Consider the following 25,752-nt stretch of genomic DNA (forward strand, 5'->3'; position numbering starts at 1 on the left):
CCCAGCCTCTGCCCCTGCCCCAGCCTCTGCCCCTGTACCTGACTCTGCCTCTGCCCCTGTCCATGCCACAGGCGACAGGCCACAGGCCTGCCAGTAGCAGAGAAAACATCAACATCGAACATGAAGCATAAAGCAACATGACTCCAGAGTAGCCAATGCAAGGTATGCCATGCCAAGTCAGGCAGCCTGGTCAGGCATGCCTGGTCGGCCGGGCGGACTGGCTGCGATCCAGTCTTTTTTCTGGCCAGGACATAAGCTGCATATATATGTATATGCATTGCTGGAACCTCAAGACAATCTTGCCCGCTGTCACTGCTCAAGGGTGGCCGATACAGGCACTGACAGTCTCAGTGGCGTTGACATTTGAAGCGGTGCCTTGGCGAACCTGGCGGGAGCTGCAAGCTGCGCCAGGCTGCAGATGGATGTCATGGCAGATCAGGACATTGCTGTGGTGGAAGGCTGTTACAGAGCTGTGTTAGACAGTGAAAATTGCCTTATATTCTATATGTTACTGGTATCATTTTTATGCTTTTATTGCACTTATTTAGTGCCTTATTGATGCAGACCACACTGTATCAGTGGTATTAGTGCTCTGAAGCCGGGTAAAAAAGTGCCTGTAAATCGCACTCATAAGGGCGTGTAATGCGGATCGCACCATATACTTGCACCAATTTGTTACCGTCCCCAAATTGGATCATTTTAGGCAAATGTGAAAAATAACGCACTGAAATAGTTATAGTTTTGTCGTCCATTGCATCTGAAAGTTTTGGAGGCGCATGCTAAATGAGTGATTTACACGACATTACAATCCTGGACAAGGTCGCTACTTTAACCATTCCCGGCCATGATCCTATCGAACTGCCTATCTTAAAGGGCACCGTAGGACCTGAGTGCATCGACATCCGAGAACTGGGTAAGCAGGGTTACTTCACCTATGATCCAGGCTTCGTGTCAACTGCTGCATGCAGCTCCCGAATTACTTTCATTGATGGCAAGAAGGGTATTCTGCTGTACCGTGGCTATCCAATTGCTGATCTGGCCCGTAAGGCAGATTATCTGCAGGTCTGTTATCTGCTGTTCAACGGTGAGATGCCAAGCAAGCGTGAGTATGACGAGTTCTGCTACCGCGTACAGCACCACACTCTGATTCATGAGCAGATTGCTTCCCTGTTTAAGGCTTTCCGTCGTGACTCCCACCCAATGGCCGTTATGTGCGGTGTGGCTGGAGCTTTAAGTGCGTTCTATCACGGCAGCCTGGACATTTATGATCCTGAGCACCGTCAGGCTACCGCTATCCGCCTGATTGCCAAGATTCCTACCCTTGCAGCCATGGCATACAAGTATTCCATTGGCCACCCATTCATTTACCCACGTAATGATCTGAGCTACGCAGGTAACTTCCTCCACATGATGTTTGCTACCCCATGTGAGACCTACGAAGTTAACCCTGTTATTGAGCGCGCTCTGGACCGCATCTTTACCCTGCATGCCGACCATGAGCAGAACGCCTCTACCTCATCAGTACGTCTGGCCGGTTCATCAGGCGCCAACCCTTATGCCTGTATTGCTGCCGGTATCGCTTCCCTGTGGGGTCCTGCTCACGGTGGTGCTAACGAAGCCTGTCTGCGCATGCTTGAGCAGATTGGTACTGTAGAGCGCATCCCTGAGTTCATCAAGCGCGCCAAGGACAAGAACGATCCATTCCGTCTGTCCGGCTTCGGTCACCGCGTATACAAGACCTATGACCCACGTGCTCTTGTTATGAGAGAGACCTGCCACGAAGTTCTCCAGGAGCTCAAGATCTACAATCACCCAATTCTGCGAGTAGCCACTGAGCTTGAGCAGATTGCCCTGAGTGATGAGTACTTTGTAAAGCGTAATCTCTACCCTAACGTAGACTTCTACTCCGGTATCATCTTAAAGGCAATCGGTATTCCAGTAAGCATGTTTACTGTAATCTTCGCCCTTGCCCGTACCATTGGCTGGATTTCTCACTGGAACGAGATGCAGAACATGGAAGAGAGCCGTATCGGCCGTCCACGTCAGATTTACATTGGCTCACCAGAGCGCCACGTAATTGCCATGGACGAGCGTTAACAGGCCCGTCCCCCAAGGCATGAAAAAGCCCGGCAACACAGTGCTGAAGCTCTGTGCTGACCGGGTTTTTTCATGCCTGCGTTTTACAGGCGTCACTGCCATAACATCCCCGGACAGCTCGACTCTGACCAGGCCTCCCTGACGGGACGCGACCCGTCCTGACCAGGCTTCTCTGACCTGACCGGCTCTGACAGGCCTCCCTGGCGGGACGGGACCGGCCATGACAGGCCTCCCTGACGGGACCTGAGCGGCCCTGGCCTGGCTGCTCTGCCGTACCTGCCTGCATGACGGGCTATATGCCGTCAGGAGCTCTTACAGCCATGCTACATGGTGGCCTGGCCTGCGAGCAGCATGGCAGCCCGGCCTTGCATTGTAACGTGGCATAATTGCTGATTTGAGATTTCTATAATGCCTGTTTAAATGATGGTATAAACTAAGCCACGACTCTAACAGTTTTGATACCAGCTGGATTGTTATTATGAAAATTCCTGAACCACCTAAAATCAGTCTGACCGCTCGAAGAAACGGCAAAAATGGCTGGGCACTTAGCACCTATGATTCTGTATGGGTAAAGGACAAGACTGGTGCAGACGGACGTCTTATTAAGGGACATGCAAGGCAGAAAAACCTGCATGTGGTTGGCCATATTGACGGTGGCAATCGCGAGGGCTGGGTGGTATGGAGAGACCGCCAGATCATCAGGGACTATCCTGAACTTGAGTACTATGAGATGTACAGGAAGGGTGGCAAAAACTACTTCTTCCCGAAGAGCCAGTTGCAGCAAGATGGTGGTACTGCTGTGCCTGGCATTAAGCTTGATGGTGAGCTCATTGCTGCACCGGCAGAACTCAATCATGCCTGGTTACATAATGACAGCACCAGTACCGGGTCAGGCGACACTGCCGATGAGTCCTCTGACGACAGCAGTACAGCTGGTACACGGAGCAGTCATTGCTCTGCCAGCTCCGACCGTGAGTCGGCCAGAGCAGACCATGGTGCTGCCAGAAAAGGTCGAGGATCTGCCAGAACAGGCAGGCAATCGCCAGGTAAAGGCAGCATAATTCCTGAACAGTTTGCAATGTCAGGCCTGCAGGGCACAGCTGCCCAGGGCCATATACTGGCAGTTAAGAATGCAGCTGCTCATGCAGTGTTTGCCAGTGCCACAAGAACAGGTCTGGCCCAGGCTGTATATAAGCATTTGGGAAAAAGAGCCGGAAGTCACGTTATGTCACTGGTAGCCAGAACTGTTCTGACTGGAGAGCTCAACGTCCAGGACCTGGAAAGCTTTGTTTACCAGTACGACCTTCCTGTATCTGGTGGAATAACATCCACTGCTTTCGTTAACTCCTTAAAAAAGATTGACCAGGATAAAGTACGTAAGATTCTGCGTCAGTATGCAGGAAATATACTGTCGTCAAAGAGCTCTGACTTTGTCTTTGCGTCAGGCACCAATGCAGATTTGAATGATCAGTCAGACTTCATCAGTCCGCATCAGAATAACTACGACCTCTTCGGCAAAACAGTTTTAAATACCAGGCAAAAATACGAAGAGTGCTCAGAACATACTGATTTTGATCTCCTTACTACCACAGAAGAAGGCTCTCTTCCTATTACTTTCATATTGGGCAAAGGCAGCTGCGACTATACTGCTCAGGCAATGCAGTCGTTAAATGAGCTGGGAGTGGAAGGCACTGATGACCTTTTATTCAGGATGTTATATGTCGCAGACAATACTGGTGCTGACGATGAGCTCATTGACACACTGCTAAATGCTGGTCAGAGCTTCCTTTTGAACTGCAGGGACGGCAGCAGGTACAGAGCTGCTGCTCTTGCCGAAGCGTTAAAAGAGACACCTGAATTTCCGGCAGTGAACGCCCCATCCTGTTTTCGTCTCTTTGATAAGTATCCGACGCTCATTGGGTACAGGCTTATTATTCTTGAGAAAGGACATGAGAGTGCTGCTACTGCAGACATGAGCAAAGTCAACGACACAGGAACAAAGCTATATTGCCATGTGTTTTATGACACTTTACTCAAATCAGATAAAATCAGGAGATGCATTGATCTGGTGAACCGCGCAACCACTGACCTTATTATGGGCAAAGAGCTTTCCAAAGACTATAGGATTGCATTACTGGCATTAACAAACTATCAGCCGGAAAAACATCTTCCTCAAAGCGAGGAGGCCCGTCAGATAAGGTTTGTTGACACAAAGCTTGAAGAAACTGCCCGTAATTTTGGATTTGATGTTCTTATAACAGATGATGGCTCAATGAGTGCTCAGGAGGCCCGCACCATTTACAAAAATATAAGGCATGTGAAACTTGCAAATCTGAGGCTGAAAGGAAATATGAATAACCGCAGACTGGGGGCAAGAACTGAGGCTGGAGTACTTTACAGAGCCTTCGTAGCATTCTGCGCTGCCGTTATCGAGTGTGACCTTGCTAACCACATTACAGAAGCGAGAGTAAAATGTCTCACTACATATCCTGACTATCTCAACAGTGTTCCTGAACTCCTCAGGCAGTGCCATGAGCTCAGCGTATATGTCTATGACAACGAGCAGCTTCAGGGCAAGATTTACTCGGACTGTACAGACAGCACTAAGGCGGCATTTGCTGTTGCCGGCCTGAACATCAGTTAGAGCACTGCAACTGCCACCAGGACCCGGCAGACAAGACCTGGGATCTCGCCCGGTCTGGTCTGCCGGGGGCCTGGGCCATGGTCAGGGCAAAGGGCCAGGTCAGGGACATGTTCGTTGGCATGCGCCATGGTGATGGCCATGGTGATGGCCCGGGAAGCCGACTTAAAGGCGTGCTGAGGGCAGGGCGCACGAAAACAGCACCGGTAAAATTGAAAAGGGGGTTGTGCATATGCACAACCCCCTTTTTAGCTGTCAGACCAGCAAAGGTTTAAATTATAAACCTAAAGCAGCGCGGGCCTGGTTAGCGATGGTCTCGAAAGCGGCCTTCTCGTTGATGGCGAGCTCGGAGAGAACCTTACGGTCGATCTCGATGTTGGCCTTCTTTAAACCGTTCATGAACTTGCTGTAGCTTAAACCGTACTGACGGGCGGCAGCATTGATACGTACGATCCACAGAGCGCGGAACTGACGCTTCTTCTGACGACGGTCACGGTAGGCGTACTGACCGGCCTTGGTAACGGCCTGGACGGCAACGCGGTAGGTGCGGGAACGGGCACCGTAGTAACCCTTGGCAGCCTTTAAAACCTTCTTATGACGGGCACGTGCGGTAACACCACGCTTAACTCTTGCCATTTAAAAATCCTCCAATTAGGCGTAAGGTAACTGACGCATGATAGCGCGGACATTAGAAGTATGAACGATGTTCATAGCACGTAATGAACGCTTACGCTTACGGCTCTTCTTGGTGAGGATGTGACGTAAGTTCTGGTGACGGCACTTGAAGTGACCACTGCCAGTCTTCTTGAAGCGCTTGGCAACGCCACGATCGGTCTTCATCTTGACCTTGACTTTTCCAGCCATTATTTATAACTCCGCATTATGAGTAGAAAGTAAGGGGCCTGCAGGTAATACCTTTCAGGACTTGGATTCCCTTAGGATTCTTATTTCTTCTTAGGGGCGAGAACCATGGTTGCCTGACGGCCCTCAACACGTGAGGCGCTTTCAACCGTAGCCAGTCCCTTTTCTTCGCATAGATCGTGCTCTACACGCTTGAGAACATCCAGACCAATGTGCTGGTGAGCCATTTCGCGTCCACGGAAGCGTAATGTCACCTTGGCCTTGTTGCCCTCTTCGAGGAAGCGAATCAGGTTGCGTAGTTTAACCTGATAGTCGCCTTCGTCAGTACCAGGACGGAATTTGATTTCCTTAATCTGGACGACTTTCTGCTTCTTCTTTTTCTGATCCTTGCTCTTCTCGTAGAGGTACTTGCCATACTCAATTAAGCGACAGACTGGCGGCTCAGCATTAGGACTGATTTCAACTAAATCAACACCAGCTTCTTCAGCCATGCGTAAAGCTTGAACTGTAGGCATGACACCTATAGTCTCATTGTCCTCTCCAATCAGACGTACTTCACGACATCTGATGTCACCGTTCACCCGGTTTTTAGGCTGTGGCCTACCGGTCTTTTTTGCGCTGTTTATAGCAGACTCCTAGTATCCAAAGATCACTGATCAGGCTGCAACTTTACATGTGCCAGGGGCACAATAAAAGAGCTGGCAATATTGCTTCACCAGCTCTTTCATATCGAACGTGAGGTCCGAAAATTAGCGACTTGATGCAGCTATTCTACTTTTTTTCCTCAGGCTTCTCATCGGCCCTGGTAAAAAGTTTGCGCGATATGATATCAGATTTGATCATGCTAATCAAATCATCAACAGGCATTGCACCTAAATCTACACCCTTTCTGGTACGTACTGCGACCTGGCCGTTCTCAGCCTCACGATCACCACATACCAGCATGTAAGGAACGTGCATTAAGGTATACTCACGAATCTTGAAGCCTACCTTGTCATTACGCAGATCTGACTGGACACGGATACCGGCCTCGTCGAGCTTCTTTGTAACTTCCTTTACATACTCAACCTGGTTGGAGGTGATGTTCATGACAACAGCCTGAACAGGGGCCAGCCAGGTAGGGAAGGCGCCGGCAAACTCTTCGGTAAGAATACCGATGAAGCGCTCCAGAGAGCCCAGCATGGCGCGGTGAATCATAACAGGAACGTGGTCCTTGTTGTCCTCACCTACATAGTGGGCGTCAAGACGCTGCGGCAGAGAGAAGTCCAGCTGAATGGTACCGCACTGCCAGGCACGGCCCAGAGAGTCGTGCAGGGTGAACTCGATCTTAGGACCGTAGAAAGCACCCTCGCCTGGCTGAAGCTCGAACTCAAGACCATTGGCGGTCAGAGCGTCGGCCAGATCTTTTTCAGACTTGTCCCAGATCTCATCAGAGCCGATACGCTTTTCAGGACGGGTAGAGAGCTTGACGTCGATCTTGTGGAATCCGAAGTTGTCATAAACCTCGTAAACCATCTTGATGCACTCGGTAACTTCCTGAAGGATCTGATCTTCAGTAATGAAGATGTGGGCATCATCCTGCTCAAAGCCACGAACACGCAGCAGACCGTGCAGAGAACCTGATGGTTCGTTACGGTGATCCTTACCGAATTCGGCCATACGGATTGGCAGATCACGGTAGGAACGGGTGCGGCTGTTGAAAATCTGAATGGCACCAGGGCAGTTCATTGGCTTGATGGCATATTCACGGTTCTCAGAGGCGGTAGTGAACATGTTCTCAGCGTACTTGTCCCAGTGACCGGAACGCTCCCACAGTACGCGGTCCATAATCTGAGGGGTGTTAACCTCAATATAGCCATACTTGTGGAGCATGCCACGCATGTAATCCTCTACCAGACGGTAGATGGTCCAGCCGTCGTGGTGCCAGAAAACCAGACCAGGAGCTTCCTGCTGGAAGTGGAACAGGTCGAGCTTCTTGCCCAGAACACGGTGGTCACGCTTGGCGGCTTCTTCGCGCTTGCGCAGATAGTCGGCCAGCTCCTCCTTGGAGGCCCAGCAGGTACCGTAGATACGCTGGAGCATCTTGTTCTTGGAATCGCCACGCCAGTAGGCACCGGCAAAGTGAGTCAGCTTGAAGTTGGAACAGAAGGACATGTGTGGAACGTGAGGGCCACGGCACATGTCGGTGTACTCTTCGTGATGATACAGAGCTGGTCTGTCGGACTTGTCGATATTCTCTTCGAGGATTAACTTCTTGTATGGCTCGTCACGGCTGGTGAAGGCATCGTAAGCACCCTGCCAGTCCACAACTTCCTTGATTACCTTGTAGTCGGTCCTGGCCAGCTCGTGCATTCTCTTGTCGAGAGCTTCCATGTCCTCAGCAGTGAGCTTGTGGTCCAGATCAACGTCATAGTAGAAGCCGTTATCTACCACAGGACCGATAGCCATCTTGGTATCAGGCCATAACTGCTTGATGGCGTGACCTAAAAGGTGGGCACAGGAGTGACGGATAATCTCAAGACCGTCCTTGTCCTTAGGGGTAACAATCTCGATTGCTGCATCTTCGGTGATGAGATCGCAGGCGTCATGTAATTCGCCATTGATACGGCCGGCAACACAGCTGCGGGCCAGACCTGGGCCGATGCTGGCAGCTACATCAGCAATTGATACTGCGCCTTCAAACTCTTTGACAGCGCCATTAGGTAAAGTAATTTTGATCATAGGTTCAAACCAACGGTGCCAACGATGCACCTTGAGGTCCTCTAATAAAAGTTAACAAGACCGCATCACAACCATGCGCAGGCTAACCCGTCTGCACTGACCTGTGCGATGCCATCAGCACTCAAGTATACGCCTGGCAGTCCCCCTTTGCACGAAAAAGTGACCTGGCCCGCAAAATCAAGCCGATTTTCAGGCCAAAACCGCTCCCAGGCCCCATGGCCATACTCCCGGACTTGCCCTCCTGCACAGCAGCCAGTCTTCCACCGTCATGCCAGCCCCATGCATATGTTCACGCGCAGCCACACCATGCCCGCATAGCCCCAGCCCAGTACACTCTCTGCGAGGCTTTGCCACTCCCTGGCAGTACACTATCTGCGAGGCTTTGCCACTCCCTGGCCGTACACTCTCTGCGAGGCTTTGCCACTCCATGGCTGTACACTCTCTGCAGGCTTTGCATCTCCCTGTCAGTACACTCTCTGTGTGGTTCTGCCGCGCCATAGCTGTACAGTACCTGCCAGGGTCTGCCGGTCCCTGCCATCGCATGCTGCCTGGAGCTGAAATCACCTGCAGTCAGCCGTTGGGAGCAATATCTGCAGAAAAATCGGCATAATTGGCGTTTTTATGCTCAAAATGGCCTTATTGCGGACCGAAATGTCAAAAAATTTTGAAAAATTTGTAAAATTCTCTTGCCAATGGTTATGGGCATCGCTATAATGCACACCGTTCGCTGACGACGAGTCAGAAACAATGCGCCTTTAGCTCAGCTTGGTTAGAGCATCACCTTGACATGGTGGGGGTCGGTGGTTCGAGTCCACTAAGGCGCACCATCCCAATCAGCCTCAGTGCTGATTTTTTTTTGCCTGAAAAAAGGCCCCAATCCATAAAACTGCCCTCCGGCCAGTCAAACTCCTCTCCCCTGCCCCATACCTCATATCTCGTATCCCCTGTCCCCTGCTGCCTCTACATATAGCTGTACCTGTCCATTTACCTGCTGACTGCCGATTACGTGCGTCCACATCACCTCTACCTTGCCTGTAATGCTTTTGCGCGAAATGCCTCTTAGCATACGCGTATCTTGCAAACTGCAATGCTGACGATCAAATGCATCCCATTCCTTTATCAGCACCTTTGCCATGCCTGTCCCATAAATTCGGATCATTCTGAAAAGGCCTTATCTTAAGTTTTGTAAAGCGTTTTCAACTCGCAGGCGCTCAGCACACTGAGCTGTGCGCCACATGCTTATTTAATACGCTCACAGAATGAGAGCTCAGTTCAGCTGCATGGCTGAATGACAGATGAGCTTGCGGATTAGCTTGCGTATGGATGAACCTGCAGGTGGATGATCCTGCAAGTAGATGAGCCTGCAGGTGGGTGAACCTCGGGTGGATGAACCTGCGGGTGGATGAACTTGAAGGCGGATGATCCTGCAAGTAGATGAGCCTGCAGGTGGGTGAACCTCGGGTGGATGAACTTGAAGGCGGATGAACCTGCAGGTGGAGGGCAGAATGAACTGACAGAGGCAAGGACTTTCTGGTGTTTCAGGCAGGCTTTTGTCAGATTACGGCTCTTATGGCATATTGTCACTGCATTGCCATGGATTGCTGCGGCTTGGCAGTGCCCACGACTCTGGTTTTACCGGAGCTGTTAAGGGTATGTTTTGGGGCTTTTTTGGAGATTTTTGGAACGGGGCTTAGCTGTCTTTGTTATGCGGCTCTGGTTGCAGTGACTGATATGCATATTTTTATCAGTTACAGGCACTGTTATTAATGCTCCCGTAAGTGAGGTTGATATGCTCAAGTTCTTTGCCGGTGTATTTCTGGTTCTGATCGTTCTGGCTATTGGTGCCGTTATTGCCATGCTTTATGCCGCATAGGCACAGGTAAATTAAGCACTTATCCATATGACAGTTAATTTTCCTGTGTATTTGGCCATGAGGTCACCCTGGCTGTTACAGTGTGATGCCTGTAATAAAGCCGGAAAAAACCTAATTTATAACTAATTAGGGTGTGCTATGCTTGCCTTAGTTTAGTTAGCTTAACTACTTTTAGGTTTGCACAATGTTTAAGAAAACTTTAATCGCTTCTGCAATTGCAGCTTCTTTTGCTCTGACCGCTCAGGGCGTACAGGCTAACCCTGTAACCAATTTAATCAGCGGCCTGGTCAACGATGTTGCCACCGTTCAGTTTGATGCCCGTCGCGGCGGCTCCCGTCGTGCAGCTCCACGCGCTACCGCCCCACGTGCTTCTGCTACTACCACCAGACGTACCGCTAACAATGACAACAAGACTGCTGCCAACAACCAGCAGAAAGACGCCCAGTTCTCCCAGAACGCTACCCGTCCTAACCAGAACGCCGCTCCAGCCGCTGCTCCAGCAGCCGCCCCAGCAGGCGGTATGGGCATGGGTGGTGCATTCATCAGCTCCCTGGCTGGTGCCGGCGCCGGTGTTTTACTGGCTAACATGCTCTTAACCCCAACCGCAGCTGCCTCCCAGGGCACCGAGGTTGCCACCCCTGACATGCTCTCCGACACTCAGATCGACGAGTGCCTGACCCAGATCAAGACCGACATCGATGGCGTAAAGCAGAAGCTGGCCGAGGCCGCTCCAGAGGAGCAGCAGGCCCTGCGTGATCAGCTCTCCAAGATGAACGAGCTTCAGGTCACCTTATTAAACGAGCAGATCAACCGTCTGCAGAAGGGCTCATAATAAGCCCCATTGCCTGACTGGCAGGCCGGACTGTCCGGACCTGCCTTAATAAGCAGAGCGAAAAAAAGAGCCCGAATCGTTAAGATCGGGCTCTTTTTTTTATCGGCACTGTTTATCACAGTGCAGCTGTCACGTCATCGACATGCAGACCAGGCACAGCCATGAGAGGCATTGTGTACCTCACAGGCTGTGCCTGGCTGGAGGTGGAGAGCAATGATTAGATATTGTAAATCTCAAGGCTCTCGTTGGAGTCCTTCCATGCCTTGTCAGCCTTGGCGTCATCAGAGCGCTGCTGATCGAGGAAAGCAAAGTACTCTTCGTCCACACCTGGGGTGATGTACTCACCGGTAAATACGGACTCCTCAAAGGAGGTCAGGGCTGGATTTTCAGCACGTACGGCATTTTCCATGTCCTTAATGTCCTGGTAGATCAGGGCGTCGGCATGGATAAGCTCGCAGATCTCCTCATTGGTACGGTTGTAGGCAATGAGTTCCTTTACGGTAGGCATGTCAATGCCATAGACATTGGCATAACGTACCTCAGGAGCAGCGGAGGCAAAGTAAACAGCCTCAGCACCGGACTCACGGGCCATATCAACGATCTGGCCGGAGGTAGTACCACGAACGATGGAGTCATCAACCAGCAGTACACGCTTGCCCTTGAACTCAGCCGGGATAGGGTTGAGCTTGTTGCGTACTGACTTCTTGCGCTGCTTTTGACCTGGCATGATGAAGGTACGGCCGATATAGCGGTTCTTCACAAAGCCCTGGCGGTAAGGTACACCAAGGATACGTGCGATCTGTACAGCAATATCGCAGGAGGTCTCAGGAATAGGAATGACCACATCGATATTGAGATGGCTGTACTCGCGCTTGATCTTTTCAGCAAGGTTGGTACCCATGCTGACACGGGCAGCGTATACGGAAACACCGTTCATGATGGAATCAGGACGGGCAAAATATACATACTCGAAGATGCAAGGCTGTAACTTTGCATTGTCAGCACACATGGCAGTGTGCAGAGTGCCGTTTTCCTCAATGAAGATGCCTTCACCCGGCTCAACATCGCGAACCAGGTTGAAGCCGCAGATAGACAGAGCTACTGACTCGGAGGCCAGCATATACTCATCACGGCCCTGCTCATCCTTGCGGTGACCCAGTACCAGAGGACGGATACCATTAGGATCGCGGAAAGCAACCAGACCGGAGCCGATGATCAGGGAAACAACGGCATAGCCGCCGCTGATGTCTTTGTTAACACCACGGATAGTCTCGAAGATATCCTCAGCAGTTGGCTTGCGACGGCAGCCGGTAATGTCCTGCAGACGGCCGGCAAAGATATTGAGCAGAATCTCAGAGTCAGATGAAGTGTTCACATGACGGAAGATGCTGTCACACTTTTCCTTAAGAGCACGGGAATTGGTGAGATTACCGTTGTGCGCAAGAGCGATACCAAAAGGTGAGTTTACATAGAAAGGCTGAGCTTCAGCAGCTGAAGATGAGCCGGCAGTTGGATAACGGCAGTGACCTATACCAATATTGCCCTTAAGACGCATCATGTGCTTCTGCTGGAAAACCTCGCTGACCAGACCATTGGCCTTACGCTGCCTGAAGTTGCCCTCATCAAGGGTAACGATACCGGCAGCATCCTGACCGCGATGCTGTAACACGGTTAAGGAATCATAAAGGGACAGGTTAACTGGTGAATTGGCAACAATGCCCACTACTCCGCACATATTAGGCTCCTAACGCGCTGTTAAAGTCTTCTGGGGTGGCTGGTCCATTGGCAAAGAACCAGTTGACGATGCGCTGCATCTCAGGAATGAGCAGCGAATCCCTGTAGAAAGGCGAGTCAGCTACAAAGCTCAGAATCTGAAGCTTGAAGCCAATCTGCATCAGTGCCAGCAGCACACAGACTATGAGAACGCCGCGCATAACGCCGAAAACCGCTCCCAGAAGTCTGTCTGTGCCTGACAGGCCTACCCTGTTAATAAGTGAACTGATAAGACTGCCACAGAGGCCAACTACAAGAATGGTGGCTATGAACAGAACTGCGCAGGCAAACGCTTTCCTGACCATATCATCCTGAAGAAAGGTCACCTTTGCAGCCAGGGGCTCATAAAAGCGGCTGGTTACAATGAAAGCACCAACCCAGGCGATCAGGGAAACGGCTTCCTTGATAAAGCCCCTGAACAGAGACAGGGCGCCTGAGAGGACAACTACGGCCAGAATCAGCCAATCAGCTGTGGTGAACATTATTTGCCGATTACCTCAAGACCGTTTAAGTAAGGACGTAAGGCTTCAGGTACGGTGATGGAGCCGTCTGCATTCTGATAGTTTTCCATAACAGCAACCAGAGTACGGCCTACGGCAAGACCGGAACCGTTTAAGGTGTGCAGCAGCTCGATCTTGTTGTCCTTACGGCGCAGACGGGCCTGCATACGGCGGGCCTGGAAATCGGTGCAGTTGGAGCAGGAAGAAATCTCACGGTAGGTATTCTGAGCTGGAATCCATACCTCAAGATCGTAGGTCTTGGCAGCGGAGAAGCCCATGTCACCGGTGGACAGAGCAACTACACGATAAGGCAGCTCCAGAGCCTGCAGTACAGACTCGGCATCACGGGTTAACTGCTCGAGAGCCTCAAAGGAGTCCTCAGGACGGACAATCTGCACCATCTCAACCTTGTCGAACTGGTGCATGCGGATTAAACCACGGGTGTCGCGACCGGCAGAACCTGCCTCAGAGCGGAAGCATGGGGTGTGAGCGGTAAGCTTGATTGGCAGCTGATCCTCAGGAATGATTTCGTCGCGTACCATGTTGGTTAATGGTACTTCGGCAGTAGGAATCAGGCAGAAATGACGGTTTACGTCATCACCGTCAGCATTGCCGTTGAGGCTGGTGTGGAAGAGATCCTCACCAAACTTTGGCAGCTGGCCGGTACCGTACAGAGAGTCGGTGTTAACCAGGTATGGTACGTAAACTTCAGTGTAACCCTGTTTCTGGCAGTGCAGATCGATCATCAGCTGAACCAGAGCGCGGTGCAGGGAGCAGATTGGGCCCTTCATCAGAGCAAAACGGGCACCGGAAATCTTGCGGGCATTGGCAAAGTCCAGCTGGCCCAGACCCTCACCAAGAGCCACGTGATCCTTGACCTCAAAGTCAAAGGTACGTGGAGTACCCCAGCGGCGTACCTCTACATTGTCATTTTCATCCTTGCCTACTGGAACAGATTCATGTGGCAGGTTAGGAATGGTCAGAGCAATGGCTTCAATCTCAGCAAGAACCTCGTCCTGCTGCTTCTTGGTCTTATCAAGCTCATCACCGATAGCGGAGACCTCAGCCTTGATGGCAGCAACATCCTTACCCTCACGCATTGCCTGACCAATGGACTTGGACAGGGAGTTGCGCTTGGCCTGAAGATCCTGAGTACGGACCATTAAGTCCTTTCTCTGCTCTTCAAGCTGGGACAGCTTTTCAACATCAAGGGTGAAATTACGGTTAGCCAGAATATCTCTGGTCGTGGCCAGGTCTGCGCGAATATATCTAGAATCCAGCATGATAAGCTCGCCATTTAAAGATAGGAAAAATGAGAACAAGGACTGACGGCAGTCATATCACGGGCACAAAACCCGTCTGTATTTCTGTCAGGGCTGACTTTGCGGCTGTATCCCGAACCGGTTTAAAGCTAAAGCATCAGGCCTTTTTCTTGTCATAACAAATCCCGAATTTTATCACGAATTGCCATACATGCTGAACTTAACCGATTTTATTAGCCTCAGCACTCCACGCAATCCCCGGTTCGACCGGGCGTCACCGGGCGCCCAGTGACCAGCCCCAGGGCATCCGACGCCCCGGCGCGCAGCGACCAGGACATGGCTCATCGGCCGCCAGGCGCTCAGCGACCAGCCCCAGGGCATCCACCGGCGCCATGCGCGCAGCGACCAGGCACAGACTGCTTTTGCAAGCCACAGCCCACAGTGACGAGGCCATGGCTATTCTGGCGCCGCCCGGCCTGCCAGGTGCGCACTTTCAGGCGCAAAAAACAGCAGTCCCGCTGACCTGGTCGAAGACAGGACGGCGGGACTGTGAATCATGGCTTACTGTGCTGTCAGTGATGCTCATTGCTATCATCGCTGTCAGTGAACAGGTCAGGGTGCATCATACGCAGCTTATCGAGCATCTGACGGTCATGACCCGGAGGGAAGCGCTGCTCGGCAGGAGGGGCCATGGCATCGAGCTGTTTGAGATAATCGCGGCGTCTTGAGAGGTATTCCTCATAGCCACGGTTGCTCGGCTCGTAATAGGTACGTCCGTGCAGCTCCTCAGGCATAAAGCATTCGCCAGGAGCATAGGCTCCCTGGTAGTCATGGGCATAGCGGTAACCCTTGTGATAACCAAGGGACTCCATCAGAGCAGTTGGAGCATTGCGAATATACAGCGGCACCTCAAAGGATGGCAGTCTGGAGGCATCAGAGCGGGCTTTGCCAAAAGCTGTGTACAGATGATTGCTCTTAGGAGCCAGGGCCATGTATACGGCTGCCTGAGCAATAGCACGTGCACCTTCGGTCTCGCCTACACGGGTGTAGATATCCCAGGCATTCAGACCAATCTGCATGGCCTGAGGATCGGCAAGACCAATGTCCTCAGTAGCCACAGCCAGCAGCCGACGGGCCACATAAAGCGGATCCCCTCCGGCCTCAAGAATGCGGGCATACCAGTACAGGGCCGCATCAGGAGCCGATCCTCGTACAGATTTGTGGAAGGCAGATATCAGGTCGTAGAAATTATCTCCGCCCTTGTCATAACTGATGATGCGGCGACCGGCTACAGCTCCGACCATGGCGTAGGTAATGACCTTGCGGCCGTCAGGCAGAGGAGCGGCATCATCTGAGAGCATCTCAAGTGTAGTCAGCAGATGACGGGCATCACCACCTGAAAGCTCCATAATGGCATGTCGTACCCTGTCATCAAAGGTCAGGTTCAGATCGGCAAGGCCACGCTCAGAGGTCAGAGCAAGATCGATTAGAGCCGAGAGCTCTTCATCGGTAAGCTTTTTGAGCACATAGACGCGGGCACGTGACAGCAGAGCTGAATTGACCTGGAAGGACGGATTTTCTGTGGTGGCGCCGATAAAAATCACAGTGCCGTTTTCAATATGCGGCAGGAAAGCGTCCTGCTGAGCCTTGTTGAAGCGGTGCACCTCATCGACAAAAAGAATGGTTCTGATGCCCCGGGCACGACGCTGACGGGCACGCTCCACAGCCTCACGTATATCTTTTATACCGCTGGTAACAGCTGAAATCTGCTCAAGATGGGCATTAGTACTGCGGGCAATGATAAAGGCAAGCGTAGTCTTACCCACACCAGGCGGTCCCCACAGAATCATTGAGTAGCACTGACCACGCTCAAGAGCCATACGTAAAGGGCGGCCCGGGCCAATAAGATGACTCTGACCAATGTACTCATTAAGATTGCGCGGACGCAGTCGTGCGGCCAGTGGCGCAAATGGGTCATCAGCGGCATTTTCATCAACCAGAGACTCAGGCTCACTGTCCATGGCAGGCCCGCCGCCGAGCATAAAGGCCGGACGGTCATCCTCCCATGCACCGCCTGATGTGCCCGAACCACCTGCCAGGCCGCCTGCACCTGAAGCCGCACCAGCTGAAGCACCAGCCGCCGCAGCGCCAGCCGCAGCGCCTGCGCCACCCACATCATCACCGGCACCGCCCGAGGACAGCGGAGCACCACTTCCAGACAAAGAGGATGACAGCCCCTTGTCATCTGACTTTGCTGAGGGACTGAGGATATCGTTGTCAGCGTCGAGACAGCCGAAGAGATCTCCCTGTTTTGTGTCCATTAAAGTGCTCCTGGTGTATTAGTTACCCCTGCTCAATGCAAGCCCCCGCCCGGCCGTACCATGAGGTACCGAACAGACCGCACAGGCCGCTCCGCCGCAGTTGCGTCTGCAGCCGCGTCTGCAGAAGCGTCAGCTGCCGCAATGGCGGCCAGGCAGCTTAGAACGGTGCGGCTTACGTTTTTTGAAGCAATCAGCGCTGATCGTCGATCTCTACGTCAGGTGGCAGGCTGAACTCAAAGTTTTTGCGGGATACGGCATCTTTCTGGTTGGTAAAGAGATAGAAATTGGTATTGCCATCGTCCATGCGAATGGTCAGCGAATCAATGGTGTTGATATAACCCTTGCGGCCATCAATATTGTGGTTGATGAACTTGATGGTAATGCTGCGCACTTCCTGAGGATCTTTAGGAATGAGGGTATAGATGGATCCGTCACGGCTTACGCTGTAGTTATCCCACCTGGCCGGATCGGAGCTGGAGAGCAGAATGATAGGATTGCTGCCCAGATTGTCCATGCTGAAAATGGAGACCTGATTTACGGCAGCGTCATAGTAGTAGATGTCCTTGCCCCTGGTATAAAGAGCGGTCTCATCAGGGATGCGGGTATGCATCATGAAGTGGTCAGGATTCATCATGTAAATCTTGCCACGGGCCTCAGAAAGAACAGTGCCACTCTCGTCCGTCAGTTCCTGCTTGAAGTTGGCAGTAAAGCGGGGTATTGCATCGACAAGCTCCTTAAGCGAGGCCCTGGCAGCATTGGTTGCTGATGCCTTTACAGCAGCCGGAGCCTGAGCTGCATGGGCCGTCATGGCGCCTGCCCCCAGTGAGGCTGCCAGCACCATGCCGATACCGGCTGACTTCAGGGCTGTAAGAGCCCCTCCCTTAGAAAACAGACGTGAGTAAGCCATAGTAATAATTGCCTTGGATAAAGAAAAACCTGTGTGTCCTTAATGCGCGCTTTGTCGGCAGGCCGCTGCAGCGCAGCACCAGATGCACCTGCCGCCTCACCTGCGACGCGGCGCCCTGTGAGCGCCCTGTGGACGCCCACAGGGCGTATGTGCAGCAAATACTCGAGCTGATGCGTGAACAGCATACGGTCTTGAGTGTGCATACCACCTCAAAGCATGATAACCCACTACAGAGCATTTTATACAGCCAGGAGCTCACAGGCGGCATTTTTGCCAGGCCATTAAGCAGACAGGGGCGTCTGCATGATGCAGACGCCCCTGTCTTTGTCAGTATTTCTCTACCTGAAGCGGTATGAAGAAATCCTGTTAATTCAAAACTGACCTTGCAGCTGAATTATAAAGCGGCCTTGGCAGCAGCCAGAGCAGCCTCGTAGTTTGGCTCGTTGGTGATTTCGCCAACCAGCTCAACGTAGGCAACCTTGCCTTCCTTGTCAACTACGATAACAGCACGGGTTAACAGGCCACGCAGAACGGTATCGGCGATCTCAAGACCATAGGCCTCACCGAAGTTGGAGTCGTTGCGGAAGTCGGACAGAGCAACTACGTTCTGGATGCCCTCAGCGGTGCAGAAACGGCCGGAAGCAAATGGGAGGTCCTTGGAGATGCAGAGGACTTCAGCGCCCAGACCGGCAGCCTTCTCATTGAAAGCGCGGGCAGAAGCCTGGCAAACTGGGGTGTCGAGGCTTGGAACAACTGATAAAACTAATACTTTACCCTTGTTGGCAGCCAGCTCGTAGTCGCTCAGGTCGTTCTTGGTCATTACAAAGTTAGGAGCAACGTCGCCAACCTTGATTAAAGAGCCCTTTACGTTTACTGGTGCCTGCTGGAAAGTAACTTGAGTCATTTCATATCTCCTGGGTTAATGTTCTGCAACGATTATACATACTTCGCACAGTGACGCCGTCCAATTAGTTGCAACCAAGAATTTTTCTTAGATGCAACAGGAGTTTTCGATAAACAAAGCACATCCAGACTAAACAGACTGCTAAAAACAGCCTGCAACTGGGATCCTGGAAACCTGCCTTATGTTCGGGGGCCAAAGACATTTTGACTGCAGGAAAACACGCCAGTTCTGGCTCAACTCAGACTCACAGATAGAGCCAGAATCACGTGAAAAAAGACGGGGGCGCAGATTTCTCTGCGCCCCCGCTCTTTTATCTGCAGGCTCCATGCCTGCTACCGACCACGTTACTGAGCCCGTTACCGACCCAGTTACTGAGCCCGTTCCAGGAGCAGTTAATGGTCCGGTAACTGGATCTGTAAACCTGTAACCGGAGCAGTTAATGAACCAGTAAGCAGTGGCAGGACCGGTAAACAGGAGCCGGGCCTGATCTGTCAGTTGAAGACGCCTTCACGCATGAGCTGCATGTGAATCTTCTTGGCTCTTGGGAAGCCTACACCAAGCTCAGTCTGAAGATCTGAAACGGTTGGCGGTTTGCCACGCAGCTCCAGGTACTCACGGGCCAGGGCAGCGGCAGCATCGAACTTTACGTCCAGTTCGCGCTCGCGGGCACGGGCCTCACCTGGCTCGTCATGCTCCTCTTCAGGAACGTAAATAACGTCCTCAAGGTACTCAGGAGCACCGGCATGCTCACGCCATGCCTCAACCACAGCCCTTACATCATCATTGGAGGTAAATGCGCCGTGAGCACGGGTAGCTGTGCTTGAGCCGGTGAACTTGTAAAGCATGTCGCCATTGCCAAGCAAAGTCTCTGCGCCCTTTTCATCCAGCACAATGGTGGAATCAAGACGGTTCTGCACAGTAAAGGCCACACGAGATGGGAAGTTGGCCTTGATGGTACCGGTGACCACCTCTGAACGTGGAGTCTGGGTAACCAGTACCAGATGGATACCTGCGGCACGGGACTTGGCACTCAGACGTGCAATCAGGCCCTCAGGAGTACCCTCCTTGTCCTTCTTGCGACCGCTTTGAGCCATGAGGTCAGCAAATTCCTCAACCACCACCACAATGCATGGCAGAGGCTCAAGAGCCTGAGGATGAGGTCCCTGATCAACAGTCCACAGCGGATCGGCAATAGAGCGTCCGGCCTGAGCCTCACGTCTTACCATTTCGTTGAACTCGGAGAGCTTTCTAACACCCAGCATGGACATGAGCTTGAAGCGGCGCTCCATCTCATCAACACACCAGTTGAGGGCTACCGGAGTCTTTTCAGCAACATCGGTGATTACCGGAGTAATCAGATGAGGCAGATCCTTGTAGATAGAGAACTCAAGCTGCTTAGGGTCCACGAGAATAAGACGCAGCTCAGCCGGTGAACACTTGAGCAGCATGGAAATCAGCATGGTGTTCAGACCGGCTGACTTGCCAGAACCTGTAGTACCGGCTACCAGCAGATGTGGAGCCTCAGCCAGATCCTTTACTACAGGGCTGCCTGTTACCGAGGCACCAAGACACATAGGCAGTGAGCTGGTGGTCTCCTGGAACTCACGGCTTTCTGCCATATCAGCCAGGGTAATAAAGCGGCGTACCGTATTAGGCACCTCAAGACCGACATAGGACGAGCCGTCAATAATCGGTACCACACGAATGTTAGGCACCATCAGATTGCGGCACAGCTCGGTTTCAATAGAGGAAATAGCCGAGGTCTTAACGCCCGGAGCCAGATCCAGATCAAAGCGGGTGATCACAGGTCCGGTAAGGTAATCAGCTACTGTTGCCTTGACACCAAATGACTGCAGGACCTCATTGATAAGTTCGGCTCTCTTATTGAGCTCCTCAAGATCTTCGCTGACATGGCTGTTTGAGCGGGCCAGCAGATCAAGAGATGGTCTCCAGCTGTCGTACTTGCGGCGTGGCACTGTGCACAGAGCACGGCTGCCACGTGGCTCGCTCACCGGGCTTTGCCCCTGAGCCACTCCGGCCATGTAAGATGGCAGATTTGAAGTGCTGGAGTTGTGAGCTCCCATAAAGTTGTTACCGGCCTCAGGCATGCCAGCCTGTCCGGCCAGCCCCTGCTGGCCTGCAGATGCAGGCTGACCTGCAGCAGCCGGCTGATTTTGCAGCTGCTGCTGACCTGGCAGTGGCAGCTGACCTGGCAGTGGCAGCTGTTGCTGGCCCTGCTGACCCATCATGCCATGTACGGCTGTCTGGCCGGGAAAACCTGACTGAGCTGCCAGGCCTTGCTGACCTGCAAAGCCTGCCTGTCCCTGCATTGCCTGCTGTGGGTGCATGCCATTTGCCATGGCTGGATTCATCATGCCGTTTAGCTGCCCCTGGTAAATCATGCCCTGGTTCATATTACCAGGCACGAACGGCATTACCTGTCCGTTGGGAAGCTGAACGTACTGCCCCATACCGGGCATGCTGTTTACCGGCTGGTTAACTGCACCTGGCATTACAGGTACTACCTGTCCGTTGGGCATCTGCATGTACTGCACAGGCTGGCCATTGTTACCAAAGCCGGCCTGAGCACCGGCAAGGGTCTGTCCCTCCGGTACAGGTACGAACTGTCCTGCAGGCTCCATATTCTGGCCACCGGCATTATTTAACTGTGCTGCACCAGTGCTCTGGTTTTCCATACCGGCGGAACCCTCATTGAGAGCTGAGGCTACGGCACCGGCCCAGGATGCCAGATCATCATGATCAGTATCTGCAGCGGTTGCGTAGGTGTTACCTGCGCTGTCAGCAGTCTGTTTCTTTTCTTCCTGTGCTACATGGGCAGCTTCAATGGCAGCCTTTTCAGTGCGCTGTGACTTTTCCTGAACAGATGCAGAGCCGGAGCGTACCGGAGTCTGTCTGACAGGAGCATGGTTGTCATCAGGTACAGGAATGAAAGCAGAGGTAAGCGCGCCTACTTCATAGCCGCTGTCTTCCTTGCCAATGCTGTCAAAGGCAATGATATTCTCGTTGTCATCATCGTCTGCGTCATCAGAGCTGTCTTCACTGTGATCATGCATGGCGGCACCGGCAAAATAGCCCTCATCATCGTCATCGCTGTCACCAGATGATGAAGTGCCACTGAGGCTTTCATCGAGCTGACCTGCCTTCTGGCCGCTGCCAAAATCATAGGCATGACGTGGCTCATAAGGGCTGTCTGCATCATCAGAACCAAACATGTTTACTTCAACACTGCCAGATTCCTGAGCGCCATCAGCACCAGCTGCGGCTGCCGAAGCAGCTGCGTCAGCACCCTGACCCGACTGTGCAGCTTTAGCCTGAGCGGCACGGGCAGCCTGAGCCTCTTCAAACTCACGGCGGGTATCACGAATAATAGTGCTTGGGCCCTGCTCTTCTTTGTGCTCTTGAGCATCCTGAGCACTTTCTTCAAGCTCTTCGCTCTTTCGTCTGTTCTTGCGACCACTGCGGGCTTCCTGAGCCGCACGCTCACGGGCCAGCTTGGCGGCATAAGTACCGGCGTAGATAGGCGCCTCTTCCTCTTCGTCACTGGCACCATCAGTCAGCTGCTCTGCATCATCAGCATCCTGACCTGCATTATCGGACTGAGAGTCCTGTGCGGCTGCAGCAGCCTGCTCATTTTCGAGCTCAGTCTGCTTACGCTCAGCTTCCTCGCGCTCCTTACGCTCTGCCTCTTCACGATCGCGGCGCTCTGCTTCTTCGCGTTCCTTGCGTTCGGCCTCTTCACGTTCCTTGCGCTCAGCTTCCTCGCGCTCCTTGCGCTCGGCCTCTTCGCGCTCACGGCGTTCAGCCTCCTCACGCTCCTTGCGTCGGGCTTCCTGCTGAGCAGCAAAAACCTCAGGATCGGTACGCTGAACGATAGTGTGTACAGCACCTGGATTTTCCTCAGCGGACTCTTCTTCATTGCCCTGAGCTGCTGTTGTCTCAGGTACAGCAACAGCAGCATGATCTTCACGCTCGCGACGCAGCTTATGGGTAGCAGCATAAGTGCCGTAACCATAAGGGCTGTTCTCATCAGCCCCCTCAGGCTTGCCACTTTCCTGAGCAGCACGGGCCGCCTCAGCCTCGGCAGCAGCCTGAGCGGCGGCCTCTGCTGCAGCTGCTTCAGCGGCAGCTGCTTCAGCTGCTTCACGCTCCAGGCGCTCAGCCTCTTCGCGCTCACGACGTTCAGCTTCCTCACGCTCCTTGCGCTCAGCTTCTTCGCGCTCACGGCGTTCAGCTTCCTCACGCTCCTTGCGCTCAGCCTCTTCGCGTTCACGACGTTCAGTTTCCTCACGCTCCTTGCGCTCAGCCTCTTCGCGTTCACGACGTTCAGCTTCCTCGCGCTCCTTGCGCTCAGCCTCTTCGCGTTCACGGCGGGCAGCATCGTCACGCTCCTGGCGCTCGCGCTCCAGGCGTTTGGCCTCCTCGAGCTCACGACGGGCTGCCTCATCGCGCTCAGCAGCATCCTTATCTGCAGCAGCAGCACGATCCCTGAAGTGATCAGCAGCAGCACTCAGAGCCATTACAGGACCGGAAGCGGCACTGCCAGCTGCATGAGCGGCTGCAGCACCGGCAGCGCCGGTAAAGCCTGCAGCGGCAGCACGACCAGCTGCAGCTGCGGCGGCAGCGGAAATAGCACTGCGGGCTGCAGCTACAGATGAGTCAGAGGTCATGCCCTCATAGGCATCAGCAGCTGCATTTGCAGCTTCATCATAGAACTCACCTGCAACTGGCAGAAGGTCATCTGCAGCGCGGTCGACCTCAGTAGCTGGCGCAGCTGAACGCAGATTCTGATCCTGAGAAGGCTGAGCACTGTCGGCAGCTCTCTGAGCTTCATCCTGCCATGAGGCAAATGAATCATCAGCAGCAATACCCTGAATTCCGCCCTGATCAGCGCCCAGAGTGTCTGGAGCACCGGCCTCAGGGGCAAAATCCCTGTAAGAATCATCAGCCTGGCTGATATTGTCAGCAGCACGTCCGAACTGATCTGAATCGTAATCAGCTCCCATGGCGTCATTAATGCCTTCGCGCATACCGCCCATGCTGTCGCGCATGCTACCTGGGGCATTGCCCATGTCGACTGCCTCGCCAGCATCAGCCGGGGCTGAAGCTGAATCATGGGCCATGCTCTCACGCATGGCATCGTTCATGGTGGCTGCAAAGAAATCGTTAACCGGAGCGCTATCTCCAAGGTCAGGCATTGGGGAGACATCACCAGGAACATGTTCACCCTCGAGGGCGTCTACGCCTCCAGCCATTCTCTGTTCGGCATCGCTGACAATTGGGCCGCTGAAGAAGTCGCTGGCCACATCGGGATCTGAGCTGTTAAGAGCCTCATGCTCCAGAGCAGCGGCATCCTGAATTGAGCTGTCAAGCTGATTATTGAGTGAACCTGGCTCCTGGATATTGTAATCAGGCTTGAGGTCAGGAGACATGCGACCATGTTCGCCAGTGATTACATTGCCAAAGAAATCGCCAGACATGGCTGATCCGTCATCCTGCCCCTCAAGTTCCTGATCGCGGGCGGCCTCAACAGCAGCCTGCAGGAAGGCATCATCCATGTTGTTGACATGGTCAGGCATATCAGGACTGTACTGATGCCCCCCCATGCTTTGGGATTCAGGTATGTCACCTGCGCCACCCATGTCGCCCAGCAGATCATCAGGCAGCCTTAATGAATGGGCCTGAGCGGCGGCTGCATCGGCTGCACCAGCTACGGCGGCTGCATCGGCTACACCAGCTGCATCAGCTGCACCAGTAGCTGCAGCACCATTACCGGCTACAGAAGCTGCGTCGAGATCCTGCAGCTGCTGGCCTTGCTGAAGAGACAGAGTGTCACCGCGCTCGCCATTGAGATCTGGCAGTGAAGGGATACCGTCATCAAGAGGTACAGGCTGGCCAAAGGCAAGGGCGTCGGAGCTGCCCAGACCATTTGCCTGAGTGCCGTCGGCATTAAGATCGGCAGGATCATCAAGAGGAATAACCAGATCACTCATGCCAGGCTGCAGCTCATTTCCAGCTGCCTGAGCCTCAGAGCCCAGAGCGCCTGCTGCCAGAGCGGCACCGGCGCCGCCTGCTGCCAGCGCACGGGCATCAATACCATCATCCTGAGCACCGGCAGCAAGACGCTCCTGAAGTTCAGACTCTGACACGGATTCAGACTGGCTCTTGCGTGAACGGGCTGGAAGTACCTTGAAGAAGACTTCACCAAGGCCGTCAAAGAGGAAAAATGGATTGCGGCCCATTAACATGGATAAACCGCAGAAAGCTGTAATGGCGAAGATAAAGACACTGAGCAGGCCTGGCAGAGCCAGGTCAAAGAACATGTTGAGCATATCGCCCAGAAGACCACCGGCACCGGTGGTGCCCAGATCAGCTGTTCGTGACAGTACGCCGGCAAGGCCTATAAGCAGGAAGTTAAAGCCCAGCAGTCGCAGACAAGCCTTGTAAAAATCGGCATGCCATATATCAACAGGCTTAAGTACGAGGAAGTAGCCCAGATAGACAATCATCAGGGCAAAGAGGTAGGTAAGAATACCGAAGTATTCAAAGAGGAAGCCTAAGACAGGAGAGTCCTTATGATTGTAGCTGGCAGAATCCACCTGGCCCAGAATAAGCTCACCACTGAGCTGAGCCTGAACAGAACTCTGAAAATCCAGAATGGAATAAAAGCCAAAAAGGCACAGGCCAATACTCAAAATAAAGAGCACCATGCGTAAGGGATTACGCTCACCCTGTGCGCCTGGTGTTCCCTTTGAAGCTGCCATAAAAACTTTCTCCTAATCTCCAACCACCCATGAGTTCACAGCCTCATGGCAGTCCGCAAAATCGAACTGTTTCATACCTGAAAAATTCAAGGCAAAAGCTTCCAAAGTATAAGGCAAAAATCGGTCTTTATAAAGCCGAAACAGCCTGCAATACGGCGTATTAAGCTAGTGTGATTTTCATCAAACTTCATCCTTAAGGTCATCTAAAATGTCACAACAGAAGCAATCACGCATGCGCTCATGGCTGAGCTGGGACATGAACTCGCCTAACTCTCTTA

General features: G+C 52.9%; 16 protein-coding genes and 1 tRNA gene. 4 read left to right on the top strand and 13 right to left on the bottom strand.

Annotated elements, in window-relative coordinates; all coding sequences use genetic code 11:
* Positions 1-807 precede the first annotated feature (807 nt).
* Entirely contained in the window at positions 808-2,097 is a 1,290-nt protein-coding gene (locus tag MXE39_RS11500) for a citrate synthase (protein ID WP_246978838.1), read from the top strand.
* A 433-nt stretch (positions 2,098-2,530) separates the two neighbouring features.
* On the opposite strand, the gene MXE39_RS11505 is transcribed toward MXE39_RS11500, so the two are convergent.
* Complete coding sequence (locus MXE39_RS11505; RefSeq protein WP_247074148.1) at positions 2,531-2,953, bottom strand: hypothetical protein; 423 nt, start codon at positions 2,951-2,953, stop codon at positions 2,531-2,533.
* A 369-nt stretch (positions 2,954-3,322) separates the two neighbouring features.
* On the opposite strand from MXE39_RS11505, the gene MXE39_RS11510 reads away from it, so the two are divergent.
* Complete coding sequence (locus MXE39_RS11510) at positions 3,323-4,741, top strand: hypothetical protein (protein ID WP_246978828.1); 1,419 nt, start codon at positions 3,323-3,325, stop codon at positions 4,739-4,741.
* A 273-nt stretch (positions 4,742-5,014) separates the two neighbouring features.
* On the opposite strand, the gene rplT is transcribed toward MXE39_RS11510, so the two are convergent.
* The 4 genes from rplT to thrS form a co-directional block, all read right to left on the bottom strand.
* Positions 5,015-5,374 carry a 50S ribosomal protein L20 gene (gene rplT, locus MXE39_RS11515; RefSeq protein WP_027938965.1) on the bottom strand — a complete coding sequence of 120 codons (360 nt, stop codon included), beginning with the start codon at positions 5,372-5,374 and terminating at the stop codon, positions 5,015-5,017.
* A 15-nt stretch (positions 5,375-5,389) separates the two neighbouring features.
* The gene (gene rpmI, locus MXE39_RS11520) at positions 5,390-5,602 is read right to left on the bottom strand and encodes a 50S ribosomal protein L35 (RefSeq protein ID WP_246912894.1); all 213 of its coding nucleotides are present in this window, start codon (positions 5,600-5,602) and stop codon (positions 5,390-5,392) included.
* Between the two features lie 80 nt (positions 5,603-5,682).
* Positions 5,683-6,225, bottom strand: a complete 543-nt coding sequence (gene infC, locus MXE39_RS11525) for a translation initiation factor IF-3 (RefSeq protein WP_246978839.1) — start codon at positions 6,223-6,225, stop codon at positions 5,683-5,685.
* Positions 6,226-6,370: 145 nt separating this feature from the next.
* The gene (thrS, locus tag MXE39_RS11530) at positions 6,371-8,320 is read right to left on the bottom strand and encodes a threonine--tRNA ligase (protein WP_246978829.1); all 1,950 of its coding nucleotides are present in this window, start codon (positions 8,318-8,320) and stop codon (positions 6,371-6,373) included.
* Positions 8,321-9,069: 749 nt separating this feature from the next.
* Here thrS and MXE39_RS11535 point away from each other — a divergent pair.
* Positions 9,070-9,147: transfer RNA gene (locus tag MXE39_RS11535), tRNA-Val, on the top strand.
* Positions 9,148-10,064: 917 nt separating this feature from the next.
* On the opposite strand, the gene MXE39_RS11540 is transcribed toward MXE39_RS11535, so the two are convergent.
* A complete protein-coding gene (locus MXE39_RS11540; protein ID WP_246978830.1) occupies positions 10,065-10,220 on the bottom strand; it encodes a hypothetical protein in 156 nt (51 codons plus the stop codon).
* 157 nt (positions 10,221-10,377) lie between these two features.
* Here MXE39_RS11540 and MXE39_RS11545 point away from each other — a divergent pair, with 157 nt between their 5' ends.
* Positions 10,378-11,025, top strand: a complete 648-nt coding sequence (locus MXE39_RS11545; RefSeq protein WP_246978831.1) for a hypothetical protein — start codon at positions 10,378-10,380, stop codon at positions 11,023-11,025.
* Positions 11,026-11,242: 217 nt separating this feature from the next.
* Here the strand turns inward: MXE39_RS11545 and purF are convergent, their stop codons facing one another.
* The 7 genes from purF to MXE39_RS11580 all read right to left on the bottom strand — a co-directional run bounded on the left by purF (position 11,243) and on the right by MXE39_RS11580 (position 25,474).
* Complete coding sequence (purF, locus tag MXE39_RS11550) at positions 11,243-12,760, bottom strand: amidophosphoribosyltransferase (protein ID WP_246978832.1); 1,518 nt, start codon at positions 12,758-12,760, stop codon at positions 11,243-11,245.
* 1 nt (position 12,761) lies between these two features.
* Positions 12,762-13,280, bottom strand: coding sequence for a CvpA family protein (locus tag MXE39_RS11555; protein ID WP_246978833.1), 519 nt, complete (start codon positions 13,278-13,280; stop codon positions 12,762-12,764).
* On the bottom strand, positions 13,280-14,581 hold the full coding sequence (gene serS / locus MXE39_RS11560) for a serine--tRNA ligase (RefSeq protein WP_246978834.1): 1,302 nt from the start codon (positions 14,579-14,581) through the stop codon (positions 13,280-13,282). The genes MXE39_RS11555 and serS overlap by 1 nt, the downstream gene beginning before the upstream one ends.
* A 551-nt stretch (positions 14,582-15,132) precedes the next feature.
* Complete coding sequence (locus MXE39_RS11565; RefSeq protein WP_246978840.1) at positions 15,133-16,581, bottom strand: replication-associated recombination protein A; 1,449 nt, start codon at positions 16,579-16,581, stop codon at positions 15,133-15,135.
* Positions 16,582-17,071: 490 nt separating this feature from the next.
* Entirely contained in the window at positions 17,072-17,788 is a 717-nt protein-coding gene (gene lolA / locus MXE39_RS11570) for an outer membrane lipoprotein chaperone LolA (RefSeq protein ID WP_246978835.1), read from the bottom strand.
* A 394-nt stretch (positions 17,789-18,182) separates the two neighbouring features.
* A complete protein-coding gene (gene tpx, locus MXE39_RS11575; RefSeq protein ID WP_246978836.1) occupies positions 18,183-18,692 on the bottom strand; it encodes a thiol peroxidase in 510 nt (169 codons plus the stop codon).
* Between the two features lie 491 nt (positions 18,693-19,183).
* Positions 19,184-25,474, bottom strand: a complete 6,291-nt coding sequence (locus tag MXE39_RS11580; RefSeq protein WP_246978837.1) for a DNA translocase FtsK — start codon at positions 25,472-25,474, stop codon at positions 19,184-19,186.
* Between the last annotated feature and the right edge of the window lie 278 nt (positions 25,475-25,752).

It is taken from the genome of Anaerobiospirillum sp. NML120511, assembly GCF_023050955.1.
In the GTDB taxonomy this organism is placed as follows: domain Bacteria; phylum Pseudomonadota; class Gammaproteobacteria; order Enterobacterales; family Succinivibrionaceae; genus Anaerobiospirillum.